General features: G+C 71.4%; 11 protein-coding genes and 1 other RNA gene. 7 read left to right on the top strand and 5 right to left on the bottom strand.

The annotated features are described in order from the left end of the window. Together ACYVD1_RS33515 and ACYVD1_RS33510 are read right to left on the bottom strand one after the other, a co-directional pair. Positions 1–2,274, bottom strand: a 2,274-nt coding sequence (locus tag ACYVD1_RS33515) for a Tex family protein (protein ID WP_460778502.1), incomplete at its 3' end; no start/stop codon positions are given. A gap of 190 nt (positions 2,275–2,464) precedes the next feature. Then, positions 2,465–2,812, bottom strand: a complete 348-nt coding sequence (locus ACYVD1_RS33510) for a hypothetical protein (RefSeq protein WP_460778501.1) — start codon at positions 2,810–2,812, stop codon at positions 2,465–2,467. A gap of 192 nt (positions 2,813–3,004) precedes the next feature. Between ACYVD1_RS33510 and ACYVD1_RS33505 the strand changes: the two genes are divergently transcribed. Together ACYVD1_RS33505 and ACYVD1_RS33500 are read left to right on the top strand one after the other, a co-directional pair. Beyond that, complete coding sequence (locus ACYVD1_RS33505) at positions 3,005–3,709, top strand: winged helix-turn-helix domain-containing protein (protein ID WP_460778500.1); 705 nt, start codon at positions 3,005–3,007, stop codon at positions 3,707–3,709. A 37-nt stretch (positions 3,710–3,746) separates the two neighbouring features. Beyond that, entirely contained in the window at positions 3,747–5,057 is a 1,311-nt protein-coding gene (locus ACYVD1_RS33500; protein ID WP_460778499.1) for an MFS transporter, read from the top strand. A 20-nt stretch (positions 5,058–5,077) separates the two neighbouring features. Here the strand turns inward: ACYVD1_RS33500 and ACYVD1_RS33495 are convergent, their stop codons facing one another. The 3 genes from ACYVD1_RS33495 to ACYVD1_RS33485 form a co-directional block, all read right to left on the bottom strand. Further along, complete coding sequence (locus tag ACYVD1_RS33495) at positions 5,078–5,944, bottom strand: deoxyribonuclease IV (RefSeq protein WP_460778498.1); 867 nt, start codon at positions 5,942–5,944, stop codon at positions 5,078–5,080. Positions 5,945–6,023: 79 nt separating this feature from the next. Further along, positions 6,024–6,872, bottom strand: a complete 849-nt coding sequence (locus ACYVD1_RS33490; RefSeq protein WP_460778497.1) for an alpha/beta fold hydrolase — start codon at positions 6,870–6,872, stop codon at positions 6,024–6,026. Between the two features lie 289 nt (positions 6,873–7,161). Then, a complete protein-coding gene (locus tag ACYVD1_RS33485; protein WP_460778496.1) occupies positions 7,162–8,577 on the bottom strand; it encodes an FAD-binding oxidoreductase in 1,416 nt (471 codons plus the stop codon). A gap of 61 nt (positions 8,578–8,638) precedes the next feature. Here ACYVD1_RS33485 and ACYVD1_RS33480 point away from each other — a divergent pair, with 61 nt between their 5' ends. From ACYVD1_RS33480 to rnpB, 5 genes are all read left to right on the top strand, one after another. Continuing rightward, complete coding sequence (locus tag ACYVD1_RS33480) at positions 8,639–9,601, top strand: helix-turn-helix transcriptional regulator (RefSeq protein ID WP_460778495.1); 963 nt, start codon at positions 8,639–8,641, stop codon at positions 9,599–9,601. 47 nt (positions 9,602–9,648) lie between these two features. Then, a complete protein-coding gene (locus ACYVD1_RS33475) occupies positions 9,649–10,515 on the top strand; it encodes a Nif3-like dinuclear metal center hexameric protein (RefSeq protein WP_460778494.1) in 867 nt (288 codons plus the stop codon). Between the two features lie 105 nt (positions 10,516–10,620). Beyond that, positions 10,621–11,382, top strand: a complete 762-nt coding sequence (locus ACYVD1_RS33470) for a zinc ribbon domain-containing protein (RefSeq protein ID WP_460778493.1) — start codon at positions 10,621–10,623, stop codon at positions 11,380–11,382. Next, positions 11,379–12,044, top strand: coding sequence for a histidine phosphatase family protein (locus ACYVD1_RS33465; protein ID WP_460778492.1), 666 nt, complete (start codon positions 11,379–11,381; stop codon positions 12,042–12,044). The genes ACYVD1_RS33470 and ACYVD1_RS33465 overlap by 4 nt, the downstream gene beginning before the upstream one ends. Positions 12,045–12,055: 11 nt before the next feature. Continuing rightward, positions 12,056–12,438: RNase P RNA component class A (rnpB, locus tag ACYVD1_RS33460), an RNA gene on the top strand. The last annotated feature ends 488 nt before the right edge of the window (positions 12,439–12,926 follow it).

Below are 12,926 nucleotides of genomic sequence, written 5' to 3'. Positions count from 1 at the left end.
GCCGCCGCCGCGACGCTGGTCGCCGCCGCGGCCACCACGGCCGCCGCCACCGCCTTGGCCACCACGGCCGCCGCCCTGGGCGGGTGCCTCGTCGTCCAGGCGCATGGTCAGCGAGATGCGCTTGCGCGGGATGTCCACGTCCTGCACCTTGACCTTGACGATGTCACCCGGCTTGACGATGTCGCGCGGGTCCTCCACGAACTTGCGGGAGAGCGCCGACACGTGCACCAGGCCGTCCTGGTGCACCCCCACGTCCACGAAGGCGCCGAAGGCGGCCACGTTGGTGACCACGCCCTCCAGGATCATGCCCTGCTCCAGGTCGTCCAGCTTCTCCACGCCCTCCTTGAAGGTGGCGGTGGTGAAGGCCGGGCGCGGGTCGCGGCCGGGCTTGTCCAGCTCGCTGAGGATGTCGGTCACGGTCGGTAGGCCGAAGGTGTCGTCGACGAAGTCCTCGGCACGGACCTTGGACAGCGCCTTCTTGTCACCGATCAGCGACGGCAGATCGGTGCCGACCCGGTCCAGGATGCGCCGCACCACCGGGTAGGCCTCGGGGTGCACCGCGGAGGCGTCCAGGGGGTCGTCGCCGTTCGGCACGCGCAGGAAGCCCGCGCACTGCTCGAACGCCTTCGGGCCCAGCCGCGGGACCGCGCGCAGGGCGTCCCGGGTCCGGAAGGGGCCGTTGGCGTCACGGTGGGAGACGATGTTGCGCGCCAGCGTCGACGTCACTCCCGAGACCCGGGTCAGCAGCGGCACCGAGGCGGTGTTGACGTCCACGCCCACACCGTTCACACAGTCCTCGACCACCGCGTCCAGCGACCGGGACAGCTTGGCCTCGGCCAGGTCATGCTGGTACTGGCCCACACCGATCGACTTGGGGTCGATTTTGACCAGCTCGGCCAGCGGGTCCTGCAGCCGGCGCGCGATGGAGGCGGCGCCGCGCAGGGACACGTCCAGGTCGGGCAGCTCCTCGGAGGCGTAGGCCGAGGCGGAGTAGACCGACGCGCCCGCCTCCGAGACCATCACCTTGGTGAGCTTGAGCTCGGGGTGGCGCTTGATCAGGTCGCCCGCCAGCTTGTCGGTCTCACGGGAGGCGGTGCCGTTGCCGATGGCGACCAGCTCCACGTCGTGGGCGGCGCACAGCCTGGCCAGACGGTCGATCGAACCGTCCCAGTCGCGGCGCGGCGCGTGCGGGAAGACGGTGTCGGTGGCCACCACCTTGCCGGTGGGGTCGGTGACGGCGACCTTCACCCCGGTGCGCAGACCCGGGTCCAGGCCCAGGGTGGACCGGCTTCCGGCGGGAGCGGCCAAGAGCAGGTCGCGCAGGTTCGCGCCGAAGACGTTGACGCCGTCGTTCTCGGCCTGCTGCCACAGGCGCATGCGCACGTCGATGTCCAGCCGGACCAGGATGCGGGTGCGCCAGGCCCAGCGCACGGTGTCCTGCAGCCAGCGGTCGGCGGGGCGGCCCCGGTCCACGACCTCGAAGTGCGAGGCGATCGCGTTTTCGTAGCTGCTGCGCGGCACGGTGCCGTCGGCGTCCGCCTCGGGCGCCTCCTCCGGCACCAGGTTCAGCGTGAGGACCTCCTCCTTCTCACCCCGGTACATGGCGAGGACGCGGTGCGAGGGGAGCGCGGTGAGGGGCTCGGAGAAGTCGAAGTAGTCGGCGAACTTGGCGCCGGCCTCCTCCTTGCCCTCGCGGACCGCCGAGCCCAGGCGGCCCTTCTCCCACAGCCGCTCGCGCAGGGTGCCGGTGAGGTCGGCGTCCTCGGCGAAGCGCTCGACCAGGATCGCGCGGGCCCCGTCCAGGGCGGCCTTGACGTCGGCGACGCCCTTGTCGGCGTCCACGTAGGCGGCGGCGACCTCCTGCGGGTCCTGGTTCGGGTCCCCGAACAGGCCCTCGGCGAGCGGCTCGAGGCCGGCCTCGCGGGCGATCTGCGCCTTGGTGCGGCGCTTGGGCTTGTAGGGGAGGTAGATGTCCTCGAGACGGGCCTTGGAGTCGGCCGCGTTGATGCGGGCCTCCAGCTCGTCGTCCAACTTGCCCTGGGAACGGATCGACTCCAGGATCGCGCTCCGGCGTTCGGCCAGTTCACGCAGGTAACGCAGGCGTTCCTCGAGGGCACGCAGCTGGGCGTCGTCCAACGCGCCGGTCGCCTCCTTGCGGTACCGGGCGATGAAGGGCACGGTCGACCCGCCGTCGAGCATCTCGACGGCGGCACTGACCTGGTGCGCGCCCACGCCGAGTTCTTCTGCGATGCGCTGGTCGATCGTGGGTGTCACAGGCGTCGTCACTGGTTAACGTCCACTCTCTGGCTGTTCGGTGCGCGGACATTCTCGCGGCGCGCACGGGTGTTGTCACCCCAGCGCGTCGCGGTCCGCGCTCCCAGGGTCCCGCACGTTGCTGCGTGCTCGGTCCCGGGGCTGACCTGGGCTCGGGCGGGAGACCCTTGGAAAAGGGGTCGGGGCGGCGTCAGGGATTCTCGCCGTCGAGGAAGTCCGGGGCGTAGTACTCGTCCACCGGGAGCGGGCCGCGGTAGCCCTGGCACATGCACTGGCGGTAGGTCGAGTCGTGCTGCCCGGTCCAGCGTCCGGGGATGACGACCTGGGTCTGGCACCGCTTGGTCTCCCTGTCGTGGAAGACCAGGTTGTGGCCGCAGCCGCACACCGGCTGGGGGCTCGTTTGACCTTTTCCTACTGCCTTGTGCGTTTTCTGGTGCTGTTGGAGCTCCCGCCTGGCTTGGCGCGTGGCGGTGAACTTGCCCGCGAAGAAGCCGCCGGCCGCGATCGCCACACCTATGACCATGGAGATCGGATCCATGCGGTGACACCTTTCCGTCTGTCCTTGGGCCCGCGGCAGCACGGGTCCGGGGCCATTGTTGCCCATTGTCGCCCATGAGAGAGGGCTGTGGGGCGTGGGGCTTCCCGGGTCTGGAACGCGGTACCGACGATTTCCCAAAGAAACTTCTGCAAAGATCTTTTTGCAAAGAAGTCTTTGGAGTACGGTGCTGGCATGAGCGAATCAGGCGAACCGACCGAGCAGCCGAACGACTCCCTGGAGGTCGAGGGCGAAGCGCTGCGCGGACTGGCCCACCCGCTGCGCGCCCGGATCCTGGACGAACTCTCCGAGCACGGGCCCGCGACCGCCACCATCCTGGGCAAGCGGCTGGGGGAGAGCAGCGGATCCACCAGCTACCACTTGCGCCAGCTCGCCCGGTTCGGGTTCGTCGTGGCCGATACCGGCCGTTCCGGAAGTCGTGACCGCTGGTGGCGGGTGCGCCCCGGCGGCTGGCACATGCGCGGCGGCGAGATGCTGCGCAGCCCCGCCACCCGGGAGGCCGCGGACATCGTCCTGGGCCGCTACTACCGGACCAGACGGGAACGCGTCGAGCGGTGGAACGCGCTCGTGCGCGAACAGCCGGAGTCGCCCTCCGTGGAGCGCTGGAGCGCCGCGTCCCAGGACTCGGTCTTCCGCGTGCGGATGACCCCGGAGGAGACCCGCGAGTTCGCCCAGGAGCTCATGGCCTTCGTCCGGGAGCGGCTGCTGCCCTACCAGGGGCGCACCGCCGAGGAATGGCCCGACACCGAGCCGGTCGAGCTCCAGACCGACCTCTTCCCCAACCTCCCCGAACCTGCCGGAGGCTGGGCCAGCGGCGCCACCGAGAGCACCGAGAGCACTGAGAGCGACGACGACGGCGATACCCCCGCCGACCGGTAAGTCCCCTGAATCCCCACCCCCCTTCAGGAGCCCCACCGTGAGCACCGCACCCGCCCCTGCCACCACCGAATCCGCTACCCGGGACCGGCGCCTGAGCTCCACCTTCTACCGCTTCTGGGGCGCCGGGGTCTTCACCAACCTCGCCGACGGCATGATCCTTGTGGCCCTGCCGCTGATCGCCGCCACCCTCACCCAGGACCCCCTCCTGGTCGCCGGGCTGACCGCCACCCGCTTCCTGCCCTGGCTGCTGCTGGCCCCGATCTCCGGCCTGCTCATCGACCGGGTGCACCGCATGCGCGCCATGGTCGTGTCCAACACGGTCGCGACCCTGACCATGGTCGCCCTGGCGGGCGCGATGCTCGCCGGACACCTCTCCATCTGGGTGCTGTACGCGGCGATGTTCCTGGTCATCGCCTGCGAGACCGTCACCGACCCGGCCAGCCGCATCGCCGTCGTCCAACTGGTCCCCGCCCGGCTCCTGGACCGGGCCAACAGCCGGGTGGAGGGCGGCCGCACGGTCGCCCAGGACTGCCTGGGCAAACCCGTGGCCGGGTTCCTGTTCGCCGCCGGTGCGGCCGCGCCGCTGCTGGGGATCGCCGGGTCCTACGCGCTGTGTGTCGTGCTGCTGTGCGCCATCCCGCTGGTGTGGCGCCGCCCCGCCCCGGCCGCCGGCCCCGGCGGGACCGCCCCCGAGGAGCGGGAGGGATTCCTCCGATCGCTCGGCGAGGGCTTCCGCCTGGTCCTTACTGACCGGATCCTGCGCGGCAACATGCTCTGCAACGCCGGGGCGATGATCGGCATGAACATGACCACGGCCGTACTGGTGCTCTACGCACAGAACGACCTGGGGGTGCCCGCCGCACTCTTCGGCGTGTTCCTGCTCGCCGGCGCGACCGGCGGGGTTCTGGGCTCCCTGATGGCGGCCCGGCTCCTGGTGCGCGTCGGCCGACGTGCCGTGGTCATCGGCGGCTACACCGGTGTGGGCCTGTGCCTGGTGACCACGGGCCTCGTGAACGACCCCTACCACGCCTTCCTCGCCATGACCGGTGTCGGCTTCTTCGTGGTCGTGACCAACATCGCCGCCAGCCTCTACTTCCAGACGGTGGTCCCGGACGAGGTGCGCGGCCGTGTCGCCGGGGCTGGAAAAGCGGTCGGCTGGGGCCTGGCCCCGGTCGGCGCGCTCCTCGGCGGCCTGCTCGGCCGCGTCGACCTGGCCCTGCCCTACATCGCAGGCGGCGTGCTGATCCTCCTCGTCACCTTCCTCTTCCGGGGCATCATCACCGAGACCGCGCGGCTTGCCGACAATGCCGCCGCCCAGCTGGCCACAGAGCCAGCTCCCGGAGGGTGATCAGCGCACCGGCCGGCGGCTCAGGCCTCGGCGCGCAGCTTCTTGAGGGTGGCTACGTCCTCGGCGTGCGGGACCTCCGGACCCGGGGTCTCCAGGGTGATGGGGATCCCGGCGGTCACCGGGTGGCGGAACAGCTCCGCGAACGGTTCGGTGCCGATGTGGCCCTCGCCGATGTTCTCGTGCCGGTCCTTGTTGCTCCCGCACGGCTCCTTGGAGTCGTTGCAGTGGACCAGCTTGAGCCGGTCGGCGCCGACCACCTCGCCGAAGCGGTCCAGCGCCTCGCGCATGCCCTCAACGGTGGAGATGTCGTGCCCGGCCGCGAACAGGTGCGCGGTGTCCAGGCACACGCCCACGTTCGGGTGCCAGTCCAGGGCCTCGAAGTAGGGGACGAGGTCGTCGACGGTGGCGCACAGGACCTGGCCCTGCCCGGCCATCGGCTCCAGCAGCAGCGGGGGCACGTCCCCGCCCAGCCGCTCCAGCATCGGCAGCAGTCGTTCACGGGCACGGGCCAACCCGTCCTCGCGGGTACCCGAGACGGCCGAGCCGGTGTGCATGACCGCGCCCAGGGCGCCGATCTCCGCGCTGCGGCGCAGGGCGTGCTCCATCGAGGTGATCGACTTGTCGGCGGTCTCCTCGTTGGGGGTGCCCGGGTTGATCAGGTACGGGGCGTGTACGAACACGGGCAAGTCGGTGCGCTCGCGCATCTGCGCGTCCTGCGCCGGGTCGCCGCCGTTGGTCGCCCAGCCGCGCGGGTTGGACACGAACACCTGGACGGTCTCGGCGCCGATCTTCTCGGCGTAGGCCAGGCCCTTGGTGGCCATGCCGCCGGCCACGGGCACGTGCGCTCCGACCGGGGTCTGGGGCCGCTGCTGCTCAGTATTGTTCATCGCCACCAACTTTAGACGGCCGGCGGAGCCGCCGGGGCGTGCCGGTGTTCACACACGGCTCCGGGCGGGCATGCGGAGCTCAGGGGCGGTCGCGGAGTTCGGTGAGCAGGCCGGGCAGCTCCCACAGCACCGTGACGTGCCCGTGCCCGGGCAGCACGCGCAGCTCCGCCCCGGGGACGAGTTCCGTGGTGTGGCGGGAGTGCGCGAGCGGCACCACGGTGTCATCGGCGCCGTGGACGGCCAGGACCGGCGCCGCGACCCCGCCGAGGTCGAAGTCCCACGGGCGTCCCTGCACCCAGGCGTCCTGGGTGTAGCCGCCCACCCCCTGCCGGAAGGCCTCCTTGCTGGCCGAGGCCAACCAGGGGACGTACTGGTTGGCGAACAGTTCCCGGTCGGGCTCCGGAAAGCGTGCGCCGTCATCGGCCTCACGCATCCGGGACCCGTCCGGGCCGAAGGCCCGCACACCCTGTTCCAGGGCCGCCTTCTCGTCGGGCAGGCGCATGAGCGCTGCCTCGTGTTCGACGAAACCGTCCCACGCCCGCGGCCACGCGAAGTCGGTCACCCCGGCCACGAGGACCGTGCCCATCACCCGGTCGGGCAGGGCGGCGGCGACCACCACCCCGTACGGCCCGCCGGAGGAGTGCGCGACCACCAGGAAGCGGTCGATCCCGAGCGCGTCCGCGAGCGCCTCGGTGTCCGCTGCCCAGTCGGTGAGCACGCGCCCGGGGGCGGGGGCGGAGCCGCCGTACCCCGGCCGGTCGGGCGAGACGACGCGGAGACCGGCCTCGACGAACCGTTCGTCCTGGTCCACGAGGTTCCACCGGCTCATCGGCGCCCCGTGGAAGAACAGCACGGGAGTGCCGTCCGGGTCGCCGATGTCGGTGTAGGCGATCTCGCGCCCGCGGAGTTCGATCCTCGTGTCCTGCATGTCGCGCGCACCCGCTTTCGTCGGCAGAGCCGGTCGGAAGGACCGGTCGGCAGTGCCCGAACGTTAGGCGGAGCCCGGCCCGGGGGCAAGCGGGACCACCGCGGGGCAGGACCGTGCGCGGGAGCTAGGGCATGTTCGGCGGACACATACCCTGCTGCGCGTCGCCCCAGCGGCACTTGCACTGCGTTCTCATCAGTCGACAGCCAAACCCGGGCTGACTCCTACTTCGGCCTTGTGCCAGCACCACTGGATACGCCGCTCGCGACGGGCAGCATCCACCGAACACGCCCTAGACCACCGGTGGAAGGGGACGGTTGGAGTGGATCCGGCGGTGCGGGTCGACCCGGTCCCGGATCTGCGACAGCCTCCGAAGGGTCTCGGGTTCGTACATGGCACCCACCTCGTCCCCGGTCACCGGGCCGAAGCTCAGGTTGGCGGAGCGGCCCAGCGTGTGCGGCGCGAAGAGCTCCGCCACCTCGGCGCGCAGCTCGGCCATGGCGGCGGTTTCGCCGGTTCCGTCGGTGCCGGTGAAGGTGAGCACGCTCAGGGCGTGGGCGGCCGTCCGGTGCCCCACGGCGTTCGGGACCTCGGGCGGCCGGGCCAGGGCACCGCCCAGTTGGCGCAGCCAGACCACGCTCATGAACGGGCGCTCGGCCGCCACGAGCCGGGCGAGTTCGGTGAGGGCACCCGGCGCCACGGTGTCCACGAGGAGGGCTTCGCCACGGAAACCGGCCTGGTCGTCGTGCTCGTCGAAGACCGTCCCGGACTCGGTGTAGGGGAGTTCGCGCAGGGTGTCCATGAGCACCGGGGCGGCGGTACGCAGCGGCGCCACCACCGGTGGACCGTCCGCCGGCGGCCCGGACCAGGCCAGGGAGACCTGGACGATCAGGCGTCCGCGCATGGGTTCGGGCACGCCTGCCACGTCCGGGTAGACCAGGGCGGACACGCCCGACGTCAGTTCCCCGGGGGTGCCCTCGGCCCACCGGAGCCACGCCTCCAGCACGTCCGGGTGGTCGGTCGCGTCCAGGAAGAGGCTGCCGCCGTACAGGCGCGCCACCGGGAACAGGTCGAACTCCATGGCCGTGACCAGCCCGAACGAACTCCCTCCACCGCGCAGCGCCCAGAAGAGGTCCCGGTCGCTGTCGGCGTCCACCCGGCGGTGGCACCCGTCCGCGGTGACCAGGTCGATGCCGCGGACATGGTCGGCGGCGTACCCGTACCTGCGTGCCATCAGGCTCAGACCCCCGCCCAAGGTGTAGGAGACCGCGCCCACCCCCGGCGCGCTGCCCGAGAGCGGCGCCAGACCATAGGCGGCCGCGGCGTCGATCACGTCCTGCCAGGTCGCCCCGGCCCCGGCCCGCGCGGTGCGCCGTTCAGGGTCGACCTGCACCTGGGAGAGGTTCCGGGTGTCCACCACGATTCCTCCGCGCATCCCGGCGCCGTGCCCGTGCCCGGTGCGCTGGGCCGCAACGGTAAGGCCGAGATCGGCGGCGACCGCCACAGCGGCGCGCACGTCCTCGGCGGTGGCCGCCTCGACCACGGTGTCGGGTTCGTGCCGGTCCAGCAGCTGCATCCCCGAGCGGCCCCGCTCGTGGCCCTCGCTTCCGGGGGCGTGCACCGGGCCGGCCACCCGTGTGCGCAGTTCTGTCATGACGTCGGTCCCCGCCGAGGCCGCGGCCGTTGCTGCTCGCTTGGTCTCATTCATGCGGCCACCGTAGGAAGCTTTGCGGACACATCTCGGCCGCAATGGCTGGCAGCATGGAGGTATGAGCGCGGAATCGGTACGCGGGACCATGCCGCAGCGGCTGCTGCGCCTGCTGTCCCTGCTCCAGGCCCGGCGCGAGTGGAGCGGCGGCGAGCTCACCGAGCGCCTCGGCGTCAGCGCCCGCACCCTGCGCCGCGACGTCGACCGCCTGCGCGACCTCGACTACCGGGTGGCGGGAACCCCGGGCGCGGCCGGCGGCTACAGGCTGATCTCCGGCCGCGACCTGCCGCCGTTGCTGCTGGACGACGAAGAGGCGGTCGCGATCGCGCTCGCCCTGACCACCGCCACCGGGGTCGAGGAGAGCGCGCTGCGCGCCCTGGCCAAACTCGAACGAGTCCTGCCCGTACGCCTGCGCCCCCGGCTGACCGCCGTGGGCGGCTCCGCGTCCGTCGTCCCGCACCCCGACACCCCCGGCGTCGACCCCTTGGTCCTGGGGGTGCTGGCCGCGTGCAGCCGGGACCGGGCGGTCACCGACTTCGCTTACAGCGACCGCTCCGGGAACCTCAGCGAGCGCCGCGTCGAACCCCACCACCTGGTCTCCCACGGCGGCCGCTGGTACCTGCTAGCGCACGACACGGACCGCGACGCCTGGCGGACCTTCCGGGTGGACCGGCTCCACGGACCCAGGCCCACCCACGGGCTGTTCGGGCCCAGGGAGCTGCCCGCCCCCGACCCCGCCACCTTCCTCACCCGGCACTTCGCCCGGGGCACGTACCGCCACACGGTGGCGGTGTACCTGGACCTGCCCGAGGAGGAGGTCCGCGGCCGGTTGTACGGACCTCTGCCCGGCCGGATCGCTCCGTTGGGCCCCGACCGCTGCGAGGTCCGGGTCAGCGCCGACTCCCTGGACCTGGTCTGTCAGTACACGGCGGTGGTCCTGTCCCTGGGCGCCGCGTTCACCCTCGACGCCCCCGCCGAAGTACGGGAGCGCCTCACCACGGTGGCCGCCCGAATCAGCCGGTGAAGGCGCGCGTTTTCACGCTCGGGGGAGTGGCGCGTTAGTCTCGCCCCGTGAGCACCTCGACCGCGCAGCCAGCCGCCCTGTCCGACGTCACCGCCGCCTTCGAGGAGGTCTATCCGCCGCAGTGGGCGGCCTCCTGGGACGCGGTCGGCCTGGTCTGCGGGGACCCCGCACAGCCGGTCGAGAAGATCCTGTTCGCGGTCGACCCGGTGGACGCCGTCGTCGACGAGGCCGTGACTTGGGGCGCCGACCTCATCATCACCCACCACCCGCTGATGCTGCGCGGGGTCACCAGCGTGGCCGCCCACACCCCCAAGGGCCGGATCGTGCACCGGCTGATCCGCTCCGGGGTGGCGCTGTACACCGCGCACACCAACGCCGACACCGCCGCGCCCGGGGTCTCCGACGCCCTGGCCCGCGCGGTCGGCCTCACCGGGCAGCTGCGTCCGCTGGAGCCGGACACCACCGACCCCGAAGGCCGACGCGGCATCGGCCGTATCGGCGAGCTGGCTGAGCCGCTCGTCCTGCGGGACTTCGCCGACCGGGTGGCCCGGGGACTGCCCGCAACCGCGGGCGGTATCCGCGTGGCCGGGGACCTCGACCGCCTCGTCACCACAGTCGCTGTCTCCGGGGGAGCGGGTGACTCCCTGCTCGGCGCGGCCCGGGCCGCCGACGTGGACGCCTACGTCACTTCCGACCTGCGCCACCACCCCGCCTCGGAGTTCGTGGAGGAACCCGGCGGTCCGGCGCTCATCGACACCGCGCACTTCGCCAGTGAGTGGCCGTGGCTGGCCGACGGTGCGAACCAACTGAACGACGCACTCGGGCGCGCGGGAGGCCCCAAGGGGGCTAACGTGGAGATCCGCGTGTCAACCACCGTGACGGATGCCTGGTCACGGACCTTCCAGCACGTGTAGACCAGGCACGTGCAGGGCACGTGTACCACCTGCTCGAAGACCACAACTGCACAGGGCGCGGGCGGCCTCCCCGGCCTCCCAACCGCGATTCCCAGGAGACCCCAAGTGAAAGCCGAACCCGCCGCTCAGGCCAGACTGCTCGACCTCCAGGAGCTGGACACTCAGCTCCAGCGTCTGGACCACCGTCTCCAGAGCCTGCCCGAGATCGCCGAGGCCGCCGAGCTCAAGGAGCGCGTCGACTCCCTCGACGCCGAGCTCATCTCCGCCCAGACCAAGGCCTCCGATGTGGCCCGTCACCAGCGCAAGGCCGAGAGCGACGTCGACCAGGTGCGTTCCCGCGCCGACCGGGACACCAAGCGCCTGGAGTCGGGGCAGGTCACCAATGCCAAGGAGCAGCAGAGTCTGCAGGCCGAGATCGAGTCGCTGGGCCGCCGCCAGGCGGAGCTGGAGGAGATCGTCCTCGAAGTGATGGAGCAGGCCGAGGCGGTCAGCTCCGACGTCGCACGCCTGACCGAGGAGCGTGAGATCGCCGTCGCGAAGTTCACGGAGGTCACGGCGCGCCGCGACACCGCCGCCGCCGAGATCCAGTGGGACCGCACCCGCGCCACCCAGGACCGCGAGCGGGTCGCCGGCGAGGTCCCCGACGACCTGCTCGCCCTGTACGACAAGCTGCGCGTCCAGTACGACGGTGTGGCTGCCGCTCCGCTGCGCTACGGTCGCTGCAACGGCTGCAAGCTCGCCTTGAGCACCATGGAACTCAACGAGATCCGAGCCACCGCCGCTGACGAGGTCGTGCGCTGCGACGACTGCCGTCGCATCCTGGTGCGCACCGAGGAGTCGGGGCTCAACACTCCCGCCTCCGAATGAGCAAGGGCTGGGGTGCGCCGGACACCGAGCCGACCCGGCTGGTTCTGCTGAGACACGGTCAGACACCGCTGTCCGTCGAACGCCGCTTCGCCGGGCGCGGTGACATCCCGCTCACCGATGAGGGCCACGCCCAGGCGGAGGCGTCCGCGCTCCGCCTCGCCGGATGGGGGTTCGACGCGGTGGTCTCCTCACCGCTATTGCGCACCCGGCAGACCGCCGAGTACGCGGCGCGGCTCCTGGGTCTGCCCATGGAGACCGACGAGGGTTTCGTGGAGACCGACTTCGGTGACTGGGAAGGGCTGACCTTCGCGGAGGCCCGGGAGCGTGCTCCCGAGCAGGTCAGCCGCTGGCTGGCCGACCCGGAGACGGGCCCGCCCGGCGGCGAGAGCTTCGCCGAGGTGTCCCGCCGCGTCGGCAAGGCCCGTGAAGCCCTCCTCGAACGCCACCCGGGCCGCCGGGTCCTGGTGGTCAGCCACGTCACCCCGATCAAGGTCGTCGTCCAACAGGCGATGCTGGCCCCGGTCGGCGCGCTGTATCGGATGCACCTGGACACCGCGTGCCTGACCGAGGTGGACTGCTACGCGGACGGACCCCAAGTGGTGCGCTCCCTCAACGACACCGCCCATCTGGACCGGGAGACCTCGCGCGGACCGGTAGACTGACCCGCAGAGGGGGAGTCGGCCAGGCGGTCGCGGCCCCGCGCCCAGCGCGGGTTCGAGGAAAGTCCGGACTCCACAGGGCAGGGTGGTCGGTAACACCGACCCGGGGCGACCCGCGGGAAAGTGCCACAGAAAACAGACCGCCACCGCTTGCGGTGGTAAGGGTGAAACGGTGGTGTAAGAGACCACCAGCGGCCGGAGTGATCCGGACGGCTTGGTAAACCCCACCCGGAGCAAGGTCAAAAAGGGAACCTTCGGGTTCCCGCGCGGATGTTCGAGGGCGGCCCGCCCGAGTTCGCGGGTAGACCGCACCGAGGCCGTCGGCAACGGCGGCCCCAGATGGATGACCGCCCGGTCTTCGGACCGACAGAATCCGGCTTACCGGCCGACTCCCTCCTCCACATACTCGTACTCACGCCGGTGTCCGGGAGCCTCTCGCGATGGACACTCGTGGTCGGCCGCTGCGAGGGCACATCAAGACGACGAGCGGTCAGCTGCGCGCGGATGCGACAACGAGGCAGAGCCAATTCACACAGTGACTCTGCCTGTGCCCGTACACCCAAGGCCGAAGAAGCGATCTCTCCCGAAACTCGGCGGGTTCCGAACGAACCCGGACCAAATTATCTTGAGTGGATTGCAGTTCGGTTCGCCAGTGCGTCAAACGTCGTCTAGGCGGCCTTTGAACTCCTTGAGGTCTCCCTCTTCTCATATGCCTATTGGGCTGCATGTGATCTAGGCTTTCCTGCGGGCTTGGTTCGCCCTCCTTTCCCGCCGCGTGATTGTGGCCGTCTCCGCTGCGCGCGTCAAGGTCGTCGCCATCGAGCGCTTCGCGCGTCAACGGCGCTCCACCTTGACCCGCTCCGCTGCGACGGCGGGTTGGCGGCT

The sequence above is a fragment of the Nocardiopsis nanhaiensis genome, from assembly GCF_054778635.1.
This window is presented reverse-complemented; position numbering and strand designations above follow the sequence as displayed.